The organism is Aeromicrobium sp. REDSEA-S38_B2, from assembly GCF_001628525.1.
GTDB lineage: Bacteria > Actinomycetota > Actinomycetes > Propionibacteriales > Nocardioidaceae > Aeromicrobium > Aeromicrobium erythreum.
The window spans coordinates 1-21,904 of record NZ_LUNH01000009.1 but is presented as its reverse complement, the minus strand read 5'-3'; the positions used below and the strand labels follow the sequence as shown (position 1 = coordinate 21,904).

Here is a 21,904-nt window from a genome sequence, read left to right as displayed (position 1 = left end):
GACCCAGACCCCCGCGGCAGCGCACCACCAAGCCCAGACCCCCTACGGCAACCCGCCAGCAGGACGAGCGGACGCCACACCAGGACGCGACACCTCCCCCGCCCGGCCCGGCGCGCGGGGAGGGCGCGGGAGGCGTACGGTGCGGGAGGACCATCCGGTTGTGCACGGGAACCACTTGAGGGGAAGAGGATGCAGGCCATCACCACGACGCTCGCGTCCGCCGACGGGTCGTTCCGGCTCGACGCGGACGTCTTCGACTACACGATCGTCGCGATCTACTTCGCCGTCGTGCTGGGCATCGGCTTCCTGGCCCGACGCCAGGTGTCGACGAGCATCGACTTCTTCCTGTCGGGGCGGTCGCTGCCGGCGTGGGTGACGGGCCTGGCGTTCATCGCCGCGAACCTGGGCGCGGTCGAGATCATGGGCATGAGCGCGAACGGCGCGCAGTACGGCATGGCGACCGTGCACTACTTCTGGATCGGCGCCGTCCCCGCGATGCTCTTCCTCGGCGTCGTGATGATGCCGTTCTACTACGGCTCCGGCGTGCGCAGCGTCCCCGAGTTCATGCGCCGACGCTTCGGCACCGGCGCGCACCTGGTCAACGCGCTCAGCTTCTCCGTCGCGCAGCTGCTCATCGCCGGCATCAACCTGTTCCTGCTGGCGACGATCGTCAACCGGCTGCTGGGCTGGCCGCTGTGGGTCTCGCTGGTCGTGGCCGCCGCCGTCGTCCTCAGCTACACGGCGCTCGGCGGGCTGTCGGCGGCGATCTACAACGAGGTCCTGCAGTTCTTCGTCATCGTCGCCGCGCTCGTGCCGCTGACGATCATCGCGCTGCACAAGGTGGGCGGCTGGCAGGGCGTCGTCGACAAGGTCCAGCCCGGGCCCGAGCAGCTGTCGTCGTGGCCGGGCACCGACCTCACCGGCATCGACAACCCGTTCTGGTCGGTGGTCGGGCTCGTCCTCGGTCTCGGCTTCGTCCTGTCGTTCGGCTACTGGACCACCAACTTCGTCGAGGTGCAGCGCGCCATGGCGTCGTCGTCGATGTCGGCGGCCCGACGCGCCCCGGTCATCGGCGCCTTCCCGAAGATGTTCATCCCGTTCGTCGTGATCATCCCGGGCATCATCGCCGCGATCGTCGTCCCCGAGCTCGCGGCGCTCAAGTCCGGCGGCGACGCGCAGGGCGTCACCTACAACGACGCCATCCTGCTGCTCATGCGCGACCTGCTGCCCAATGGCATGCTCGGCGTCGCCCTCGCCGGACTGCTCGCGTCGTTCATGGCCGGCATGGCCGCCAACATCTCCGCGTTCAACACCGTCTTCAGCTACGACCTCTGGCAGCAGTACGTCGTCAAGGACAAGGAGGACGGCTACTACCTGAAGGTCGGCCGCGTCGCCACGGTCGGCGCCACGGTCGTGGCCATCGGCACCGCGCTCATCGCGTCGAACTACGACAACCTCATGGACTACCTGCAGACGCTCTTCGGGTTCTTCAACGCGCCGCTGTTCGCGACCTTCATCCTCGGCATGTTCTGGAAGCGCATGACGGCGACCGCCGGCTGGTCGGGCCTGGTCGCCGGCACCGGGGCGGCGGTGCTCGTGGCCGTCCTCAGCGAGGACGCGCTCGGCCCCGCCAGCATCGGCGCGATCGGTCTCTCGGGCCAGGGCGCGTCGTTCGTCGCCGCCGGTGCCGCCTTCGCCGTCGACATCCTCGTGAGCGTGGCCGTCACCCTCGTGACCGCGCCGAAGCCCGAGAAGGAGCTCGTCGGTCTCGTCTACTCCCTGACGCCCAAGGAGGACCTCGTCGACCCCGACGAGGGTGCGCTGCCCTGGTACCAGTCGCCGGTCAAGCTCGCCGGCATCGGGCTGGTCCTCGTCGTCGTCCTCAACGTGATCTTCCGGTAGGAGCACAGCATGAGCGAGAAGCACACCGCGGGCGCGTTCGACGTCCGCACCCTCATCGGCGGCCTGCTCGGCGTCTACGGCCTGATCCTCACCGGTCTCGGGCTGTTCCGCGCCACCGAGGCGGAGCTTGCGCGAGGCGACGGGCTCAACATCAACCTGTGGGCCGGCATCGGGATGCTCGTGGTGGCCGCCGCGTTCCTCACCTGGGTGCGCGTGCGTCCGCTCGTCGTCCCCGCCGAGCCGACGTCGTCACCCGCGGACGGCACGTCCGACGGGAGCTGAGCCGGGCGTCGCTGTACCTTTCGCCGCCCACGGCCCGGCACCCCCGCCGGGCGGGCCTACTCCTCGCGCAGACGCGGGACGGTGGCGTTGGCGGGCTTGATGCCGAGCTTGTCGGCGTAGAAGGCCCGCACGACGTCCATGTCGGCGGCGACGTCGTCGGAGGCGACGAACGTCGGGCCGTAGCCCATCGTGCGGGTCGGCGGGTCGAAGAACGCGAGCGTGATCGGCAGACCCGTCTCGCGCGACAGCCGGTGGAAGCCCGACTTCCAGTACTCCCCGCGCGAGCGCGTGCCCTCCGCGGCGATGACGAGCCGGAAGTCCTCGCCGTCCCGGGCCTCCGCGGCCAGCTCGCCCACCACCCCGCCCGCGTCCCGACGGTCCAACGGCACACCGCCGAGCGCCCGCAGGACCCACCCGAGCGGCCCCTTGAACAGCTCCTTCTTCACCAGCACGCGCGGGTGCGCCCCGTCGTGCCACATGACGAGCAGCATCGTCACGAAGTCCCAGTTCGACGTGTGGGGCGCCCCGACGAGGATCCCGCGCGACGGCGTCTCCCCGACCATCGTGTAGCCCATGCGGCGGATGACGAACCGAGCGAGACGTTGGCGCATGCGGCGAGCGTAGCCGCGTCGGGTGCTCCGCTCGTCAGACCGTCGATGCCTCGTCGGTAGCATCGTCCGGTGAGCACCGCCGACCGCGCCGACACGACCGACCGTCCCGACACCCACCGCTACACCGCCGGCCTCGCCGCCGAGATCGAGGCGCGCTGGCAGGAGCGCTGGGAGCGCGAGGGCACCTTCGAGGCCCCGAACCCGACCGGTGAGCTCGCGGGCGACGGCGAGCTGCCGACGTCGACGTACTACCTGATGGACATGTTCCCCTACCCGTCGGGCGCGGGGCTGCACGTCGGCCACCCCCTCGGCTACATCGGCACCGACGTGGTCGGGCGTCACCAGCGGATGCTCGGCAAGAACGTGCTGCACACCCTCGGCTACGACGCGTTCGGCCTGCCGGCCGAGCTGCACGCCATCCAGACCGGCGAGCACCCGCGCGCCAACACCCTCGCGAACATCGCGAACATGCGCCGACAGCTGCGCCGCCTCGGCCTCGGCCACGACCAGCGCCGCTCGTTCGCGACCATCGACCCCGACTTCGTGCGTTGGACGCAGTGGATCTTCCTGCAGATCTTCGACGCCTGGTACGACGAGGAGGCGGGCCGCGCCCGGCCCATCGCGGAGCTGCGCGAGAAGCTGGGCACCGACGACCCCGCGGTCATCGACCCGCACCGCCTGGCCTACGTCAGCGAGTCGCCGGTCAACTGGTGCCCCGCGCTCGGCACGGTGCTGTCCAACGAGGAGGTCACCGCCGAGGGCCGCAGCGAGCGCGGCAACTTCCCGGTGTTCCAGCGCAACCTGCGCCAGTGGCAGATGCGGATCACCGCGTACGCCGACCGCCTGCTCGACGACCTCGAGACCGTCGACTGGCCCGAGCCCGTCAAGCTGATGCAGCGCAACTGGATCGGCCGCTCCCACGGCGCGGAGGTCGAGTTCGACGTGCCGGCGGTCGAGAACGCCGCGATCCGCGTGTTCACGACCCGTCCCGACACGCTGTTCGGCGCCACGTACATGGTCCTGGCCCCCGAGCACGAGCTGGTCGACGCGATCGTCACCGACACGTGGCCCGAGGGCACCGACGAGCGCTGGACCGGGGGCGCCGCCTCGCCCACCGAGGCGGTCGCGGCCTACCGGCACGCGGCGTCGCGCAAGACCGACGTCGAGCGCCAGGAGAGCAAGGAGAAGACGGGCGTCTTCACGGGCGCCTACGCGGTGAACCCGGTGAACGGCGAGCAGGTGCCGGTGTTCGTCGCCGACTACGTGCTCGTCGGCTACGGCACCGGCGCGATCATGGCCGTGCCCGCGCACGACGAGCGCGACTTCGCCTTCGCCACGGCGTTCGGCCTGCCGACCCCCCGCGTCGTCACGGGCGGGGACGAGCTGCCGTGGACGGGGGAGGGCGTGGCCACCGCGTCGTCGAACGACGAGGTGAGCCTCGACGGCCTGCCGGTCGCGGAGGCGAAGGCGCGCATCATCGCGTGGCTGGAGGAGAAGGGCCTCGGCACGGGCACCACCACCTACCGGCTGCGCGACTGGCTGTTCTCGCGCCAGCGGTACTGGGGCGAGCCGTTCCCGATCGTCTTCGACGACGAGGGCCACCCGCACGCGGTGCCCGACCACCTGCTGCCCGTCGAGCTGCCCGACGTGCCCGACTACTCGCCCCGCACCTTCGAGCCCGACGACGTCACGAGCGAGCCGGAGCCGCCGCTGGGGCGCGCGCACGACTGGCTCGAGGTCGAGCTCGACCTGGGCGACGGCCCGCGTCGCTACCGTCGCGACACCAACACGATGCCGAACTGGGCCGGCTCCAGCTGGTACCAGCTGCGCTACCTCGACCCGCACAACGCCGACGCGCTCGTCGACCCGGCGAACGAGGCGTACTGGATGGGTCCCACGGACGCCAAGACGACCGGCGGCGTCGACCTGTACGTCGGCGGTGTCGAGCACGCGGTGCTGCACCTGCTGTACGCGCGCTTCTGGCACAAGGTGCTGTTCGACCTCGGCCACGTGAGCAGCGCCGAGCCGTTCCACCGGCTGGTCAACCAGGGCTACATCCAGGCGTACGCCTTCACCGACGCGCGTGGCACGTACGTGCCGGCCGACGAGGTGCAGGAGCACGTCGCCGACGACGGCAGCACCACGTACACCTACGACGGCGCCCCGGTCACCCGCGAGTACGGGAAGATGGGCAAGAGCCTGAAGAACGTCGTCACCCCCGACGAGATGTACGACGAGTACGGCGCCGACACCTTCCGCGTGTACGAGATGAGCATGGGCCCGCTCGACCAGTCGCGGCCGTGGGAGACGCGCGCCGTCGTCGGCGCGCAGCGCTTCCTGCAGCGGGTCTGGCGTCTCGTCGTCGACGAGGAGACCGGCGAGACCCGTGCCGACGGCGGCGAGCCCGACCGTGCGACGCTGCAGGTCCTGCACCGCACGATCGACGGCGTCGCGGCCGACCTCGACGGCCTGCGGTTCAACACCGCGATCGCGAAGCTGATCGAGCTGACCAACCACTGCACGAAGGCCACGGTGACCAGCCGCGAGGTGCTCGAGCCGCTGGTGCTGATGCTGGCGCCGTTCGCCCCTCACGTGGCGGAGGAGCTGTGGTCGCGGCTCGGGCACGACGCCTCCCTCGCCCACGCGTCGTTCCCGCAGGCCGATCCGAGCCTGCTGGTGGCCGACACCGTCACGTGCGTCGTGCAGGTGCAGGGCAAGGTCCGCGCGAAGCTCGACGTCGCGCCCGACGTGTCCGAGGAGGAGCTGACGTCGCTCGCGCTGGCCGAGGAGAACGTGCAGCGCGCCATCGACGGCCGTGAGGTCCGCAAGACGATCGTGCGCGCCCCCAAGCTCGTCAACATCGTGGTCTGAGGGGACGGGACCGACATGGCGGCGCGACGCATCGCGGTGGTGACCGACTCCACCGCCTCCCTCGACCCGGCCGACGCCGAGCGTGAGGGCATCACGGTCGTGCCCCTCAAGCTCGTCATCGGGGCGGCGACGTTCACGGAGGGCGTCGACGCGACGTCCGACGACGTGGCGCAGGCGCTCAAGGACTTCGTGCCGGTGAGCACGTCGCGCCCGACGCCCGAGGAGTTCGCCGCGGTCTACGCGCGGCTCGCGCAGGAGGGCCACGACGCGATCGTCTCCGTGCACCTGAGCGCCGAGATCTCCGGCACCTTCGAGTCGGCCCAGGTGGCTGCGCGGGAGGCGCCCGTCCCCGTCATGTGCGTCGACACCCGGCAGGTCGGGATCGCGACCGGGTTCGCCGCAGGGCGGGCGGCCGCGGTCGCGCGGGCGGGCGGCGACGAGGCCGCGGCGGTCGGGGCGGCGCTGGCGGCGGGGGAGTCGTCGAGCGTGCTCATGTACGTCGACACCCTCGAGTACCTGCGTCGCGGTGGACGCGTGGGCGCGGCCACGGCCCTCATCGGCTCGGCCCTCGCGGTGAAGCCGTTGCTCACGCTGCGCGACGGCGTGGTGGTGCCGCTCGAGCGCGTCCGCACGTCGGCCAAGGCGGTGGCGCGGCTCGAGGCCCTCGTCGCGGAGGCGGCGGAGGCGGCCACCGAGGGCTACGACATCGGCGTGCAGCACCTCGCCAACCCCGACCTCGCCGACCAGGTCGCGGAGCGGCTGGCCGGTGTGCTCGGCCGCGACCGCCTGCCGGTCAACGAGGTCGGCGCGGTGATCGGAGCGCACGTGGGTCCCGGCATGCTCGCGGTGACGGTCACGCCTCGTCCGGGGTAGGCACAGGCTCCAGCGGCGTCCAGAAGGTGACCTCGAGGTCGCCGGCCAGGAGCTCGTGGCGACGGTCGAGGAACTCCTGCATCGTGGGCGTCGCGAGGTGCGCCGCCAAGGCGGCGCCGTCGGCCCACTGCTCGTAGAACCTGAGGTCGCCGTCGGGGCCGTGGTGCAGCTCGTACACGCGGCAGCCGGCCTCGGCGCGCGTGGGGACGAGGAAGGAGCGCAGGGTGCGCTCGAGCTCGTCGGCCCGTCCAGGTCTCGCACGTGCGGTGCCGACGAGGGCGACAGACGTGGCGGCGTGAAGCACGGCCTCAGGTACGATCTCGCTCATACCTACGGACCCTAGGACGGGATCCAGGTACGATGCAAGACGTACCTCAAGGAGCCGACGGACGGGAGCGCAGGTGACGGACCGGGAACCCGGGGTGCCGGCGGACCTCCAGGCCGTGCTCGCGGCCCTGGCCGACCCGCACCGGCGGCGGGTCGTCAGCAGCCTCGCGCGCGAGGACGCCGACGTCGAGCGACCCTGCGGCTCCTTCGACCTGCCGGTCTCCAAGGCGACGCGGACGCACCATTTCCGGGTGCTGCGCGAGGCAGGTCTGGTGGAGCAGCGCTTCCACGGCAACGGCAGCAGCGTCAGGCTCCCACGCGAGGACATCGAGCGGACCTATCCGGGGCTGCTCGCCCTCCTCGTCGCCGAGGACTGACGACCGCTCCGTCCGCAGGTCCTGTCCACAGGGGTCGACGGCGCCGGCGGTCGTCGTCCACAGTCTCTGCGGCGATCCGCCGCGGGACGTCGCCAGGTGCCTAGCGTCGAGGGGTGAGCACCCCACGGCACGGACCTCGTCCGGCACCACCCCAGGAGACCCGCGCCGAGGTCGCGCGGCGCCGGCTCGCGCAGCTCGCCGCGTCGTTCGAGGCCACGCACGACGACGACCCGTTCGACCGGCTGGTCGGTCCGACTCAGGACGCCTCCGGCGCTGGGTCCGAGGTCGTCGACCGTGCCCTCCAGAGGCCCGCGCAGGGGTCGGAGCAGGCGCCCGTGCCGGCTCGCGGCCGGCGTCGCGCCGACGTCGGACCACGCGCGGGGCTGTCGGCGGTGCATCTGCGCGTCGTGGCCACGGCAGCGGTCGCGGCTGGCGTGCTGCTCACGTGGTGGCTCCTGGCGGAGCGGCCGCGCACGTCCGACGTCGACCGACCGCTCGAGGTCTCGGCCCGGGCCGACCCGACGGGTGCCCCGGCGGCCGAAGGCGGCGCGGAGGACGACGGGCGCGTCGTCGTCGACGTGGCCGGGCAGGTCAGGCGGCCCGGCATCGTCACGCTGCCCGCGGGGTCGCGGGTCCACGAGGCCATCGAGCGGGCCGGCGGCATCAAGGGCGCGCTCGACCAGCCGACGCTCAACCTCGCGCGGGTGCTCGTCGACGGCGAGCAGATCCTCGTCGGCGTCGACCCTCCCGCAGCTGCCGTGGCAGGCCCGGGCACGGGCGGCACGGGTGGACCGGGCGTCGCCGTCAACCTCAACACGGCCACGCTCGAGGAGCTCGACGCGCTGCCCGGCGTCGGCCCGGTCACCGCCCAGGCGATCCTCGACTGGCGCACCGAGAACGGACGCTTCACGTCGGTCGACGACCTGCTCGACGTCGCCGGCATCGGCGAGAAGACCCTCGAGGACCTCCGCGACCGCGTGAGCGTGTGAGGCGCCCGGTCCTGGTGCTCGCCGGCGTCGACGTCCGGCTGGTGCCGGCGGCGCTCGGCGCGTGGGCCGTCGCCGCCTGGGGCGTGACCGCCGGGCCAGGTGCTACCGTCGTCGCGGCTCTCGGGGCCGTCGCACTCGCGGGCGTCGCAGCACGGCGCTGGCCCCGCGTCGCGCTCGTGGCGGTGGCCGTGGCCGCCGTCGCGACGTCGGTGACCTGGCGGCTCGGCGACGTCCGCGCGACCCCGACGGCCGCGCTCGCCGAGCAGCGGGCGCGGGTGACGCTCGAGGTGCAGGTGAGTCGCGACGGCCGCACCTTCGAGGGCGTCGGTGGTCCTGGCACGGTCGTGGGCCTCGTGGTGCTGCGGCTGCGCGACCAGCGCGGTCGGGTGCATGGCGTCCGCGACCCCGTGACGGCCTTCCTCGTCGGCGAGCACCGCGACCTCGTCGTCGGTCGTCGGCTCACGGTCGACGGTCGGCTGTCGCCGCCGGACGACGACCAGGACACCGCGACGCTGCGCGTCGAGCGACGCTCGGCTGTCCAGGGCAGCGCCTGGTGGTGGTCGGCCTCCGAGCGCGTGCGAGCGGGTGTGCGCCACGCCGTCGACCACGTGCCCGGCGCTCCCGCCGCCCTCGTGCCGGCCCTCGTGGTCGGTGACGACGCCGACCTCTCGCCCCGCGTCGAGGAGGAGTTCCGACGCACCGGTCTGACGCACCTGCTGGCTGTCTCGGGGACGAACCTCACGATCGTGCTCGCGCTGGTGCTGGCGGTGGCGCGAGCGGGCCGGGCGCCGCCGCGCGTGCTCCTGGCGGTGGGTCTGCTCGGTGTCGTCGGGTTCGTGCTGCTGGCGCGGCCCGAGCCGAGTGTGCTCCGGGCCGCGGGCATGGGGGTCGTCGGGCTCGCAGCCCTCGGGCTGGGGTCGCGCGGTGGTGTGCGCACGCTCTGCGTCGCCGTCGTAGCGCTGCTGTTCTGCGACCCGTGGCTCTCGCGCGCGGCGGGGTTCGTGCTGTCCGTGAGCGCGACCGCCGGCATCCTGCTGCTCGCACCCCCGTTCGTGCGGGCCCTGGAGCGGTGGGCACCGCGGTGGGTGGCCGTCGCGGTCGCCGTGCCGCTCGCCGCACAGGCGGCCTGCACGCCGGTCATCGCGGCGCTGTCGTCCGAGGTGTCCGTCGTCGCCGTCGTCGCCAACCTCCTCGCGGCGCCGGCGGTCGCGCCCGCGACGGTACTGGGGCTGGTGGCCGGGCTCCTCGACCTCGTCGTCCCGTCGGTCGCGTCGGTCCTCGGCACCGCGGCCGCGGCCTGCGCCGGCTGGATCGTGCTCGTGGCGCACCACGCCGCGGCCCTTCCCGGGGCGAGCCTGGTCTGGCCCTACCCGTGGTGGTGGCTGCTGGGCGTCGTGCCGGTGGTGCTGTGGCTCGGCCGCCGCGCCGCCTCGCGCCCGGTCGTCGCGACCGGCCTGGTCCTGGGCCTGTGCCTCGCGATGCTGCGACCGCCCAGCCCCGGGTGGCCACCGCCCGGGTGGGTCATGGTGCAGTGCGACGTCGGCCAGGGCGACGCGACCGTGCTGCGCTCCGGCCCGGACGAGGCGGTGGTCGTCGACGCCGGTCTCGAGCCCGTCGACGTCGACCGCTGCCTGCGCGGTCTCGGCGTGCGGCGTATCCCGGCCCTCGTGCTGACGCACGGCGACGCCGACCACGTGGGCGGGAGGTCAGGGGTGGCGGGCGGTCGTGCGGTCGGCGCGGTGCTCGTCGGACGCCCAGGGCCCACGGTGCCAGGGGTCCCCACCCGCACGGTGTCGCGGGGCGACCGTCTCGTGGTGGGCGACGTGACGGCCGACGTGCTCTGGCCGCGGGCTCAGCCCACGACGCGGGCTCGGAGGATCGAGGTCGACCGCAACGCCGACAGCGTGGTCCTGCGCGTGGTGGTGCGGGGCGTGACCCTCCTGCTGACGGGCGACGTGGGGGAGGAGGCGCAGGAGCACGTGCTCCACGCCGGCAGCGTCGTGCGGGCCGACGTGCTGAAGGTCGCGCACCACGGCAGCGCCGACACGTCGTGGCGGTTCACGCGTGCGGTCGCGCCACGCCTGGCCACCGTGTCCGTCGGGGCCGACAACGACTACGGGCACCCCACCGGCACCGCCCTGCGGATGCTGCGCCAGGTCGGCGCGGTGGTGCACCGCACCGACCACGAGGGCGACGTCGCGGTCGTCGTGCGCGACGGACGCCTGTCGGTCGTGTCGCGGGGGAGCGGTCAGCGGTCGAGGTAGCGCGCCCGGGCGAGGCACCAGACGCCGTACAGGCCGATCCCCACCGCGATGAGCGCCAGCAACCACGGTCCGAAGGGCTGCTGCAGGACCGTGCGCAGGGCCTCGTCGAGGCCGCCCGAGCGGTCGGCGTCGTGGGTCAGCGCGGCGAAGCAGAACAGGGTCCCGACCAGCCCGATGGCGACACCCTTCGCCACGTGCCCGACCGCGCCGAGACGCAGGAGCCAGTCGCCCGAGGTGCCGCTCAGACCCTCCGTCGCGAGGTGCTCGCGGTGCCGGTCGCTGAGTCCGCGCCATGCCGTCCACGCGCCGTAGCCCACGACGGCGAGCCCGGCCACGCCTACGAGCACCGCGCCGGCGGGCAGGGCCAAGGCGCGCGCCGTCCACGTCTCGCTGCCCGACCCGCCCGAGCTGCCGCTCCGGGCGATGACCTGCACGCCGCTCCAGCCCACGACGCCGTAGACCACCGCCTTGACCAGGTCGGCACCGCGAGCCGCCCACAGCGTCGCGCCGTCGTCGTCGCGGTGCCCGACGACCGCCTCGAGCACGCGCCACAGGACGAGCACCGCCATCCCCGCGACCACGAGCCAGAGCACGGTCCGGCCGAACGGCTGCTGCGCCAGCTCCGCCAGCGCGCCTCGGGTGTCGGCCGAGCCGCTGCGGTGCCCGAACGCGAGCTGCAGAGCGAGGAACGCCAGCACGAGGTGCACGAGCCCGTAGGCCACGAAGCCGAAGCGGACCAGGTGGTCCACCCACGCGTCGTCGGCGTGGGCGACGACGTCGTCGGCGTCGAGCGGCATGGCGAGAGCGTACGCCCGCGTCGTCGGGCGGGCTCGTCGGAGCGGACGACTACGCTGGGCGCGTGGCGTCGCCGTTCGGGAAGATCCTGCTCATCACCGGGAGCTCGGAGTACCTGTCCGACCGCACCCGGGCGCGCGCCGTGGCCGGCATCAAGGCCGCCGACGCCGAGTGCGAGGTCGCCACCGCCACGTCGGGCGGCCTCGGGGCGGGCGAGATCGCCGGACTCACCAGCCCGTCGCTCTTCAGCTCCGCCAGCGCCCTCGTCCTGACCGAGCTGCAGGACCTGCCCGACGTCGCCCAGGGCGAGCTGCTCGCCTACGCGAAGGACCCCAGCCCCGACGTCGCCGTCGTGCTCGTGCACGGGGGAGGGCAGAAGGGCAAGGGTCTGCTCGACAAGCTGCGCGCCCAGGCGGCCGTCCACGAGGTCAAGAACGAGGCGCCGAAGTACGAGCGCGACCACGCGCGGTGGGTGGCCGGCGAGCTGCGCGACCTCGGCACCCGCATCGACGAGGAGGCCGCGACGCTGCTGGTCGCCGCCGTCGGCCAGGACCTGCGCGCCCTCGCCGGTGCAGCCGACCAGCTGGCCGCGACCCTCGACTCCGGCAGCGAGGTCACGGTCGAGGTCGTGCGCCGCTACTTCGGTGGCCGCGCCGACGTGCGCGGCTACGAGATCGCCGACGCCGCCATCGAGGGGCGGATCAACGTCGCGCTTGAGCAGGCGCGCTGGGCCGAGACCGCCAAGGTCGCGCCGGTGCTCATCACGAGCGCGCTCGCCGCTGGGCTGCGCCAGCTCGCCCGTCTCGCCGACGCACCCGCGCGGCTGGGCGAGGGCGAGCTGGCCCGCCACGTCGGCGCGCCGCCGTTCAAGGTGCGCGTGCTGCGGCGTCAGCTGCAGGGGTGGGAGCCGTCCGGGCTGGCCCGTGCGCTCGACGCGGTCGCGCAGGCCGACATCGACGTCAAGGGCGGCGCGGCCGATCCCGCGTACGCCGTCGAGCGCATGGTCCTGCAGGTCGCGGCCGCACGCCGGCGTTGACGTCGCCGCCGCGTGCGTCGGCCCTGCGCGGTCGTCAGTGCCTGAGCACGACGAAGGCCCCCGGCGGTGCCGGGGGCCTTCGTCGATGCTGGGGGGCTGCGGTCAGAGCGACGCGGCCTTCTTGGCGATGGCCGACTTGCGGTTCGCCGCCTGGTTCTTGTGGATGACGCCCTTGCTGGCGGCCTTGTCGAGCTTCTTGCCCGCCTCGGCGGCGTACGCCTTGGCCTGGTCGGTCTCGCCGGCCTCGACGGCGGCGTGGAAGCGACGCACGGCCGTCTTCAGCGCGGAACGCACCGACTTGTTGCGCTCGCGAGCGGCCTCGTTCTGACGGTTCCGCTTGATCTGCGACTTGATGTTCGCCACGTGGCTGACCTGTTCTCTCGTGCGTGAAGGGAATGTGCTGCAAGTGTGAGGGCGTGCGTGCGGGCACGCGACCACCCACAGTACCAGCGAGCACCGTGCGCCCCCAAATCAGCCCCGAGCGCCCCTCGCCTCGCCCGCGTTCCGTGGACCTGATGACGAAAGTCCGCGCCGAAACCGTCGCCAGCTCCCCACGACGCGGGGAGGGGGTCCTACGATCCGAGGCATGCAGACGCTCTACGACGTCCTGGTCTGGCTCCACGTCCTCAGCTGGGTGGTGGCCCTCGTCGGCTACGTGACGACGATCCGCCGCCCCCAGCTCAACCTCGCGATGGTCGTCGGTGTGACCGCCGCCTTCGTGCTCGGCGTCGTGCTGACCGGCGTCGCGCCCGCGGCCGACGTCGACCTGAACTACGCCAAGATCGGGCTCAAGCTGGCCATCGCCTTCGTCGCGGTGGGCCTCGCCCACGGCACCCGACGTCGCCCCACGCCGAACCCGTTCGCGCACGTCGTGGCCGGCCTGGTCGTGGTCAACGTCGCCATCGCCTACCTCTGGACGTGAGCCCCGGTGGGTACGCCCCGGTGGGCGTGCTCACGGGCCTCGCCCCGGATGGGAGGATGGGGGCACCATGACGAGCACCACGACGCCGGGCGCGGCGCCCCAGCCGGGTTCGACCGACCCGTCCCTCCTGCGCAACTTCTGCATCATCGCGCACATCGACCACGGCAAGTCGACGCTGGCCGACCGCATGCTGCAGCTCACCGGCGTCGTCGACGAGCGTGCCGCGCGGGCCCAGTACCTCGACCGCATGGACATCGAGCGCGAGCGCGGCATCACCATCAAGAGCCAGGCCGTCCGCATGCCGTTCACCAAGAGCGCGGGCGACGACGCCGGGACGCACTACGTGCTCAACATGATCGACACGCCCGGCCACGTCGACTTCACCTACGAGGTGAGCCGCTCGCTGGAGGCCTGCGAGGGCGCCATCCTGCTCGTCGACGCCGCCCAGGGCATCGAGGCGCAGACGCTGGCGAACCTGTACCTGGCGATGGACGCCGACCTGCACATCATCCCCGTGCTGAACAAGATCGACCTGCCCGGCGCGCAGCCGGAGAAGTACGCCGAGGAGATCGCCGGCATCATCGGCGGCGACCCCGACGACGTGCTGCGCGTCTCGGCCAAGACCGGCCAGGGTGTCGAGGCGCTGCTCAACCTCATCGTCGACGAGGTGCCGCCTCCGGAGGGTGACGCCGACGGTCCGCCGCGGGCGCTGATCTTCGACTCCGTCTACGACACCTACCGCGGCGTCATCACCTACGTCCGCGTCGTCGACGGTCGGCTCAGCCACCGCGACAAGATCAAGATGATGTCGACGAACGCCGTGCACGAGATGCTCGAGGTCGGCGTCATCAGCCCCGAGCCGGTCAAGGCCGACCACCTCGGCGTCGGCGAGGTCGGCTACCTCATCACGGGGGTGAAGGAGGTGCGCCAGTCGCGCGTCGGTGACACCGTCACGTCGAACGCGCGCCCGGCCGACGAGCCGCTCGGCGGCTACGCGCACCCCAACCCGATGGTCTTCTCGGGCCTGTACCCGATCGACGGCGACGACTTCTCGACCCTGCGCGAGGCCCTCGAGAAGCTGCAGCTCAACGACGCCGCGCTCGTGTACGAGCCGGAGTCGTCGGGCGCGCTGGGCTTCGGCTTCCGCATCGGCTTCCTCGGCCTGCTGCACCTGGAGATCGTGCGCGAGCGTCTCGAGCGCGAGTTCGACCTCGACCTCATCTCCACGGCGCCGAACGTCGTCTACAAGGTGGTCATGGAGGACGGTCGCGAGATCGTCGTCACCAACCCGAGCGAGTACCCGTCGGACGGCAAGATCGCCTCGGTGCACGAGCCGATCGTCTCCGCGACGATCCTCGCGCCGTCGGACTACATCGGCGTCATCATGGAGCTCTGCCAGGCCCGCCGCGGCCAGCTGAACGGCATGGACTACCTGTCCGAGGACCGCGTCGAGATCCGCTACACGCTGCCCATGGGCGAGATCATGTTCGACTTCTTCGACGCGCTGAAGAGCCGCACGAAGGGCTACGCGTCGCTGAACTACGAGCTCGCCGGCGAGCAGCAGGCCGACCTCGTCAAGGTCGACATCATGCTGCAGGGCGAGGTGGTCGACGCGTTCAGCGCCATCGTCCACCGCGACTCGGCCTACGCGTACGGCGTGATGCTCGCGGGCAAGCTCAAGGAGCTCATCCCGCGCCAGCAGTTCGAGGTGCCCATCCAGGCCGCCATCGGCGCCCGCATCATCGCCCGCGAGAACATCCGTGCGATGCGCAAGGACGTGCTCGCCAAGTGCTACGGCGGCGACATCAGCCGCAAGCGCAAGCTGCTGGAGAAGCAGAAGGAGGGCAAGAAGCGGATGAAGAACATCGGCCGCGTCGAGGTCCCCCAGGAGGCGTTCATCGCCGCCCTCTCCACGGGTGGCGACGCCGCCAAGTAGCCCCGCCGGCCGTCGGGGTCAGCGGGCGCCGACGGCCGCGGCGACGTCCTGCGCGGCCCGCACGCCCGACGCGAGGGCTCCCTGGATCGAGGGCGTCTCGCGGTGGTCGCCGCAGACGAACATCCCGCCGCCGACGTCGGCGCGGCGGGCGGGCTCCAGCGGGGGGACCGCCCTCGGCAGCGCGCGGACGACGTCGTGGCGCACCAGCAGCTCCCACGCGTCGACGTCGGTGCCCCACAGCCGGGCCGCCTGCGCCAGCGCCGCCGCAGGCTGACCCGCCAGCAGATGCCGGGCGTTGGCGAGCGCCTGATCGTGCGTGACGGTCGCCAAGCCCGCGCGCCTCAGCTCTTGGACCGGGCCTTGGCGATGGCGCGCTTCAGCGCGTCATAGCCGACCTGCCCCTGGAAAAGCTGGTCCCCGACGACCCAGGTGGGGGTCGCGTTGAGTTGAAGCTGGGTTGCGATCGCGAGGTTCGCGTCGAGTTCGCGCTGGAACAGCGCCTCGTTCGCGGTCGCGTCGGCGCTGCCGTCGGTGACGACGCCCGCGCGCTGCGCTGCGGCGGCGATCGCCGAGGGGTCGAGCGAACTCGCTGCGAACATCGCGTGGTGGAAAGCGTCATATTTGCCCTGCCGCGCGGCGGCGAGCGCCATCAGCGCGGCATCGCGGCTTTGCGGCGAGATGATCGGCAATTCGCGGAACACGACCTTCAGCCTTTTGTCCTCGCGGACCAGCCGGTCGACGTCGGGCACGCTCGCCCGGCAGAAGCCGCAGGCATAGTCGGTGAAGACGACCAGTGTGACGTCGCCGTCGGCATTGCCCGCCCAGGCGCCGGCGTAAGGCTTTTCGAGTGCGGGGCGGATCGCGTCGATCGCCTTCGCCATTTCGCGGTCGCGCTGCGCCTCCAGCGCCTCGGGGATGATCTCGGGATTAGCGCGAATATAGTCGCCGACGATCGTCTCGACCTCGCTCTTGCTCATGCCGCCGCCGAAGCGGCCGCCAAGCCAGAAGGTCGCGCCGAGCAGTGCGAGCGCGGCGATGCCGCCGATCAGCAGGGTGCGCGTCGATACGCCGTCCATCATTCCTCCCTGGCGCTGCGGCAAACGGCCCGCGGTCATCGCCTTGGCGCGCGCGGGCTTGGGTTTGGCCGGGGCTGCGACATGCGGGGTGCGATCATCGTCCGGCACGGCGGCTATCGCCGCCGCTTTGGCTTGCGTTTCGGCCAAGGTCGCGGGGATCGCCTCGCCGGCAAAGAGGGGGAGGTCGCCCGCATTCTGGGCGTCGGCGGCGCGCGCCTCGGCTTCTTCGCGCGCGAGCAATTGTTCGAGCCCCGAGGGCGGCGGCGCAAGCTCTTCGGCGGCTGGGCGCAGCTTGTTCGCGGCATCGCCGATGCCGTCCTTGCTGGCGCGCGCAAGCCCGAACGCTGCGCAAGGTCGCGCGTCCGTCGCGGTATCTCCATCGCCTCGACGCGCGCGGGTATGTCGGCGCGTTCGCCGACATCGATCGTCCAGTCGGCAAAGGCCGCAGCGCCGTGCCGGATCGCACTCCACAGCCGCGCCGCGCCGGCCTTCAGCTGCTCCCCCGTGACGCGCGGATCGCGCGCCGGGGCGGGCTTCGGCGTATAGCGGCCGACGTCGATGCCGACGGGCGGGGCGTCCTTCGGCTTTGCCAGTCCCTCGTCGGCGCGCGGCAGGGGCTCGGGCGCCGGCGACGGGTCGCGCAACCACGGCTGATAATATTCGTCTTTCTTGTCTGTCACTTGTCGCCCTTGTGCATTCGCGAAATTGCGATGCATCCCCGAATTTCGTCGTGAATCTAGCGCCGTTTGCGCGTCCGTTCTACCTCGGCGCGCGCAACCATCGAAATATCCTGTGCACGAATCCAGTCGGGCGATCCTTGCGGCAGGCCCTGCATCGCCATTTCGGCATTACGCAGCGCGAGCATCGGCTGTCCACCCTCGAGACTGTAGCGTTCCGCCGAGGCGAGCGCGGCGCGCGCCTGATCGCCGCGGTTCGCATAGACGATTCCGAGCTGATACCAGGCGAACGGATTCTCGTTATCGAGCGCGACGGCGGTTTTCAGCACCTTTTCGGCCTCGGGAAAATTGGCCGGATCCTCGGTCGCGATCAGCGCATGGCCGAGGGTCGAGGCGATCAGCGGCTGTGATTTCGAATTGGCGACCGCCTTGCGTAGCGGCGGAATCGCTTCCTTGGGCCGTCCGGATTCGAGCAAGACCTGGCCTTCGAGCTCGAGGAAATACGGGTCTTCGGGATTGGTGGCGATCAGGGCATCGACCTCGTCCAGCGCCTTTTGCGGATAGGCGCTCTTGTGCCAAGCGTAAGCGCGGGCGTAGCGCGCGGGCACGCTCTTGTCGCTTTCGGGATATTTGCGCAGCGTCCGCTCGGGCTCTTCCATATAGCCGAGCAGCTTGGCCTTCACGCGCTGAAAGCGGGCTTCGAGCTGGGGATCGCTTGGCTTGTCCCACGCCGGATCGACGACATAGACTTCGCGGAGCGCCTGGATGCGATCGCCCGACAGCGGGTGCGTGCGGCTGTAGGCCTGATCATCATCCTGTTTGACGGCGTAGCGGAATTCGAGATTCTGCAGCTTCTTGAAGAAATCGAGGCTGCCTTTGCCGCTGATCCCTGCCTTCGACAGATATTGCGCACCGGCGGCGTCGGCGGTCGCTTCCTGAACCCGGCTGAACGCCAGATATTTGCCGAGCGCGGCCTGTTGCCCCGCCATCATGATGCCCATCCCGGCATCGCCGCCGCCCGCCGCGATCGCCGCGGCGCCGAGCAGCAGGCTGAGCAGCGAGATGCCCGTTGCGGTCTTGGCGCCGTCGCTGGCGCGGATGGCGTGGCCGCCCATGATATGGCCGAGCTCGTGGGCGAGTACGCCCTGCACTTCGTTGGCGCTGTCGGCGGTCTCGATCAGGCCGCTAAAGACATAGATGTCCTGACTGCCCGCCACGAACGCGTTGATGCTGCGATCGCCGAGCAGGTGGACGCGCACCTGTCCGGGACGCAGCCCCGCCGCGACGAGCAGCGGATCGACCATGTCCTGGAAGAGCGCCTCGGTTTCGGCGTCGCGCAGCATCGACTGCGCCATCACCGGCCGCGCAGCAACCGCCACCATGGCGACGAGCGTCAGCAGCAGGCGCAGCGCGGCGCGCCAGGCGCCCGGCCGGGCCAGGATGTGGGACGGGGATGGCGCGATCATCGCCGCCCGTCTTGCGCCGCGCGTCTGAACCTCGAATGAAGCCATGGAGACTTATTGGGGCGCCAGCCGCGCGGGCGCAAGGTGCGTGATGGCCGCTACTGCGGCGCCTGTCCGAAAAAAGGGCCCCCGCTTGCGCGAGGGCCCGTCTTTTCATGCAATTCAGGCGCGTCAGTTGCCGAAGGTGCGCTGCCACCAGCCGCGACGGGGTCCGCCCTCAGGGGCGTCGCCTTCGGCGTCGGCAGGGATGGCTTCGACCGTGGAATCGCCCTGCGGAGCGCTTGCGGTTGCTTCGGCGGGCTGCGCTTCGGCGGCGGCCGCCTTCTTGCTGCGGCTGGCGCGCTTTTTCGGCGCGGGCTTGGCGGGTTCTGCTTCCTCTACCGGCACGTCGGCGACAGGAGCCTCGGGCGCTTCGCTGCTTGCGTCGGCGGCTTCGACCGCGGCCGCTTCGGCAGCGATCGCCGCCTTGGTCTTGCGCGGCGCGCGTTTGCGCTTCGGCTTTTCTTCGGCCGCAGGGGCTTCGGGGGCGGGGGCTTCGACGGCTTCCGGTTCGGGCGCAGTCGTGTCCGCGTCGCCTGCCTCGGCTTCGACGGCTTCGGCCTCGACCTTCTTGCGACCGCGGCCGCCGCGGCGACGACGCGGCTTGGCTTCGCCTTCCTCGCTCGCTTCGGCGGCTACGGGTTCCGCCGCACCATCGGCGCCGGCTTCGTCGTCGCCGTCGCCGTCGGTTTCCTCGGCCTCTTCGGAAGCCGTTTCGCCCTCGGCGGTTTCGTTGCCCTCGTCATCGCGGCGACCGCGACGACCGCGGCGGCGACGCCGGCGGCGCTTGTTGCGTCCGCCTTCGCCATCGGCATCGCCCTCTTCACGCTCGCGTTCGCGGCGCGCGGGGCGTTCGGCTTCTTCTTCCTCTTCTTCGATATCCTCTTCGTCGACGATATCGTCGTCATCATCATCCTCGATCGGCGCGATCGGGGCGAAGCTGCGGCGCTGAACGGGCGGCGGGCCGCCGACCTCGATCGCCATGCGCGCGCCTTCGGTTTCGCCGTCGGGCAGGATTTCGACGCTGACGCCGTACAGATCCTCGATATCGCGCAGTTCGCGGCGCTTTTCGTTGAGGAGATAGAAGGTCGCTTCCTGGCTCGCGCGCAGGATGATCTTGCTGCCCTTGCCGCGTGCGGCTTCCTCTTCGATCAGGCGCAGCGCGCTGAGACCCGCCGACGATGCGGTGCGGACGAGGCCGGTGCCTTCGCAATGCGGGCAGGGGCGCGTCGACGCTTCGAGCACGCCGGTGCGCAGCCGCTGGCGGCTCATTTCCATCAGGCCGAAGCCCGAGATGCGGCCGACCTGGATGCGCGCGCGGTCATTCTTGAGCGCATCCTTCATCGCGCGCTCGACCTTGCGGACGTTCGAGCCATGATCCATGTCGATGAAGTCGATGACGATCAGGCCCGCCATGTCGCGCAGGCGAAGCTGGCGGGCGATTTCGTGTGCCGCCTCAAGGTTGGTGCTGAGCGCGGTCTGCTCGATATTATGCTCGCGCGTCGAGCGGCCCGAGTTGATGTCGATCGACACCAGCGCCTCGGTCGGGTTGATGACGAGATAGCCGCCCGATTTCAGCTGAACGACCGGATTGAGCATCCCGGCGAGCTGATCTTCGACGCCATAGCGCTGATAGAGCGAAACGGGGTCGGCATATTGCTTCACGCGCCGGGCGTGGCTGGGCATCAGCAGCTTCATGAACTGCTTCGCCGCCTTATAGCCCTCTTCGCCCTCGACGAGCACTTCCTCGATGTCGCGGTGATAGATGTCGCGGATCGCACGTTTCACAAGGTCGCTGTCCGAATGGATCAGCGCCGGCGCGCTCGACCCCAGCGTCTTTTCGCGAATCTCGTCCCACAGCCGGGCGAGATAGTCGAAGTCGCGCTTGATCTCGGTCTTGGTGCGGCTCATCCCCGCGGTGCGGACGATGCAGCCCATCGACGGCGGCAGGTTGAGCTCGTCGATCATCGCCTTCAATTTGCGGCGATCGGCGCCGTTCGAAATCTTGCGGCTGATCCCGCCGCCGTGCATCGTGTTCGGCATCAGCACGCAATAGCGGCCGGCCAGCGACAGATAGGTGGTCAGCGCCGCACCCTTGTTGCCGCGCTCTTCCTTGACGACCTGCACCAGCATCACTTGGCGGCGACGGATGACGTCCTGAATCTTGTACTTGCGGCGCAGCGACATGCGGCTTTCGCCATTTTCATCCTCGTCGCGGCGTCCGCGTCCGCGGCCGCCCTTGCGACCCCGGCCACGCCCGCGGCCCCGGCGACCCTTGTCGTCGCGATCGTCGCGCGCTTCTTCGCCATCTTCGCCCTCGGCGTCGTCCGCGGAATCTTGGCGGCCATCGTCGTCGCTGTCCTCGCCGATGGTTTCGGGGGCGGCAACGGCGGCGTCATCGTCGCCGGGCTCGTCGACATCGGCCACATCGCCTTCCAGCTCGTCGAGGTCTTCCTCGGCGCGCATCGCGGCTTCGGCGGCATGCTCCGCCTCTTCGCGCAGCAAGGCTTCGCGGTCTTCCTTCGGGATCTGGTAATAGTCGGGGTGGATTTCGCTGAAGGCCAGGAAGCCGTGGCGATTGCCGCCATATTCCACGAACGCCGCCTGCAGCGACGGTTCGACGCGGGTTACCTTGGCCAGATAGATATTGCCCTTGAGCTGCTTGTGCTCGGCGGACTCGAAATCAAACTCCTCGATGCGGTTTCCCTTGGTGACGGCGACCCGGGTTTCTTCCCGGTGCCGCGCGTCGATCAACATGCGCGTGGTCATTATTATCACTCCAGGCGCGCCGCAGCGCGCCAAACAAAAAGGCCGCCGCCGCCCGTGGAGGGCGGCTGCGGTCGATAGGGTTCAAACGGAAAAAGACGTTATTGCCGCGCGTGGCCCGCGTCCGGTCCTGGACGCGCATGCGGTCTTCCGTCACGTCGACGCGCGGCGCAAATGCGACTGCGTCGGCATGGGAAGAGGGCATGGCAAGCCTCATACGGCATCAACCTGTTACGGGGTGACCGTTATGGCAGGCGACGCTGGAATGGGGTCGGCCGCCGCCCGGTCATCCGGGTGGACTGACGGACATGTCTTTCCCCGCATGTCCGGCGCCGGGGAGGCCATGAACCGCGAATCGCGCGGGTCAGCCTTTCCCCTCAAAAGGCCGGACGGGATCGGGTCGGACACCGTCAGTGTGTCGGGTGCTAGCATCGGCACGGACCAACGGCAACCCAAAGCACGGCAGACACATGGGAATGTTCGCGCACGCCGACAAGGCGTTTTGCGCAATTCGTGCTGAATCGCCTGTTAACCGTGCCGGTTGACCGCGATTTGACGGGCGATGGCTAATGACTGGTTCATCCTTTTTTGCGGCCGGAGCCCTCATGTTTTCGAATAAGCGCTGGACCATCGCGCGCCGGGGGCGGCATAACCGGGCGATGGGCCTGATCCTTGTCCTGATCGCGACGATCCTGTCG

18 protein-coding genes are annotated in these 21,904 nt (G+C 71.0%); 10 read left to right on the top strand and 8 right to left on the bottom strand.

Annotated elements, in window-relative coordinates:
* Positions 1-189: 189 nt before the first annotated feature.
* A complete protein-coding gene (locus A6Q81_RS01845; RefSeq protein ID WP_286689317.1) occupies positions 190-1,902 on the top strand; it encodes a sodium:solute symporter family protein in 1,713 nt (570 codons plus the stop codon).
* A 9-nt stretch (positions 1,903-1,911) separates the two neighbouring features.
* Positions 1,912-2,184: a hypothetical protein gene (locus tag A6Q81_RS01840; RefSeq protein WP_067858824.1), complete on the top strand. Its 273-nt coding sequence runs from the start codon at positions 1,912-1,914 to the stop codon at positions 2,182-2,184.
* A gap of 56 nt (positions 2,185-2,240) precedes the next feature.
* On the opposite strand, the gene A6Q81_RS01835 is transcribed toward A6Q81_RS01840, so the two are convergent.
* Positions 2,241-2,795, bottom strand: a complete 555-nt coding sequence (locus tag A6Q81_RS01835) for a 1-acyl-sn-glycerol-3-phosphate acyltransferase (RefSeq protein ID WP_067858821.1) — start codon at positions 2,793-2,795, stop codon at positions 2,241-2,243.
* A 69-nt stretch (positions 2,796-2,864) separates the two neighbouring features.
* On the opposite strand from A6Q81_RS01835, the gene leuS reads away from it, so the two are divergent.
* Positions 2,865-5,666, top strand: coding sequence for a leucine--tRNA ligase (gene leuS, locus A6Q81_RS01830; RefSeq protein ID WP_286689316.1), 2,802 nt, complete (start codon positions 2,865-2,867; stop codon positions 5,664-5,666).
* Between the two features lie 15 nt (positions 5,667-5,681).
* A complete protein-coding gene (locus tag A6Q81_RS01825) occupies positions 5,682-6,539 on the top strand; it encodes a DegV family protein (RefSeq protein ID WP_067858815.1) in 858 nt (285 codons plus the stop codon).
* Here A6Q81_RS01825 and A6Q81_RS01820 read toward each other — a convergent pair.
* Entirely contained in the window at positions 6,520-6,867 is a 348-nt protein-coding gene (locus tag A6Q81_RS01820; RefSeq protein ID WP_067858812.1) for a putative quinol monooxygenase, read from the bottom strand. The two genes, A6Q81_RS01825 and A6Q81_RS01820, sit on opposite strands and share 20 nt — an antisense overlap.
* A gap of 94 nt (positions 6,868-6,961) precedes the next feature.
* On the opposite strand from A6Q81_RS01820, the gene A6Q81_RS01815 reads away from it, so the two are divergent.
* From A6Q81_RS01815 to A6Q81_RS01805, 3 genes are all read left to right on the top strand, one after another.
* Positions 6,962-7,243, top strand: coding sequence for an ArsR/SmtB family transcription factor (locus A6Q81_RS01815; protein WP_286689315.1), 282 nt, complete (start codon positions 6,962-6,964; stop codon positions 7,241-7,243).
* A gap of 113 nt (positions 7,244-7,356) precedes the next feature.
* Positions 7,357-8,232, top strand: a complete 876-nt coding sequence (locus A6Q81_RS01810; protein ID WP_286689314.1) for a helix-hairpin-helix domain-containing protein — start codon at positions 7,357-7,359, stop codon at positions 8,230-8,232.
* The gene (locus A6Q81_RS01805) at positions 8,229-10,496 is read left to right on the top strand and encodes a ComEC/Rec2 family competence protein (protein WP_286689313.1); all 2,268 of its coding nucleotides are present in this window, start codon (positions 8,229-8,231) and stop codon (positions 10,494-10,496) included. The genes A6Q81_RS01810 and A6Q81_RS01805 overlap by 4 nt, the downstream gene beginning before the upstream one ends.
* Here the strand turns inward: A6Q81_RS01805 and A6Q81_RS01800 are convergent.
* The gene (locus A6Q81_RS01800; protein ID WP_286689312.1) at positions 10,481-11,293 is read right to left on the bottom strand and encodes a DUF1206 domain-containing protein; all 813 of its coding nucleotides are present in this window, start codon (positions 11,291-11,293) and stop codon (positions 10,481-10,483) included. The two genes, A6Q81_RS01805 and A6Q81_RS01800, sit on opposite strands and share 16 nt — an antisense overlap.
* A gap of 62 nt (positions 11,294-11,355) precedes the next feature.
* Between A6Q81_RS01800 and holA the strand changes: the two genes are divergently transcribed.
* Positions 11,356-12,327 (top strand): DNA polymerase III subunit delta, encoded by a 972-nt coding sequence (gene holA, locus A6Q81_RS01795; protein WP_067858798.1) that lies wholly within the window; start codon positions 11,356-11,358, stop codon positions 12,325-12,327.
* A 102-nt stretch (positions 12,328-12,429) separates the two neighbouring features.
* On the opposite strand, the gene rpsT is transcribed toward holA, so the two are convergent.
* Positions 12,430-12,690: a 30S ribosomal protein S20 gene (gene rpsT, locus A6Q81_RS01790; protein WP_067858795.1), complete on the bottom strand. Its 261-nt coding sequence runs from the start codon at positions 12,688-12,690 to the stop codon at positions 12,430-12,432.
* Between the two features lie 223 nt (positions 12,691-12,913).
* Between rpsT and A6Q81_RS01785 the strand changes: the two genes are divergently transcribed.
* Together A6Q81_RS01785 and lepA are read left to right on the top strand one after the other, a co-directional pair.
* Positions 12,914-13,249 carry a hypothetical protein gene (locus A6Q81_RS01785; RefSeq protein ID WP_067858791.1) on the top strand — a complete coding sequence of 112 codons (336 nt, stop codon included), beginning with the start codon at positions 12,914-12,916 and terminating at the stop codon, positions 13,247-13,249.
* A gap of 67 nt (positions 13,250-13,316) precedes the next feature.
* Positions 13,317-15,185: a translation elongation factor 4 gene (gene lepA / locus A6Q81_RS01780; protein WP_067858788.1), complete on the top strand. Its 1,869-nt coding sequence runs from the start codon at positions 13,317-13,319 to the stop codon at positions 15,183-15,185.
* 18 nt (positions 15,186-15,203) lie between these two features.
* Here lepA and A6Q81_RS01775 read toward each other — a convergent pair whose 3' ends face one another.
* The 4 genes from A6Q81_RS01775 to A6Q81_RS01760 all read right to left on the bottom strand — a co-directional run bounded on the left by A6Q81_RS01775 (position 15,204) and on the right by A6Q81_RS01760 (position 21,209).
* Complete coding sequence (locus A6Q81_RS01775) at positions 15,204-15,515, bottom strand: hypothetical protein (RefSeq protein ID WP_286689311.1); 312 nt, start codon at positions 15,513-15,515, stop codon at positions 15,204-15,206.
* An 11-nt stretch (positions 15,516-15,526) separates the two neighbouring features.
* Complete coding sequence (locus tag A6Q81_RS01770) at positions 15,527-16,732, bottom strand: DsbA family protein (protein WP_286689310.1); 1,206 nt, start codon at positions 16,730-16,732, stop codon at positions 15,527-15,529.
* Positions 16,733-16,997: 265 nt separating this feature from the next.
* Positions 16,998-18,449: a M48 family metalloprotease gene (locus tag A6Q81_RS01765; protein WP_286689309.1), complete on the bottom strand. Its 1,452-nt coding sequence runs from the start codon at positions 18,447-18,449 to the stop codon at positions 16,998-17,000.
* A gap of 123 nt (positions 18,450-18,572) precedes the next feature.
* Positions 18,573-21,209, bottom strand: coding sequence for an Rne/Rng family ribonuclease (locus A6Q81_RS01760; protein WP_286689308.1), 2,637 nt, complete (start codon positions 21,207-21,209; stop codon positions 18,573-18,575).
* Positions 21,210-21,904 lie beyond the last annotated feature (695 nt).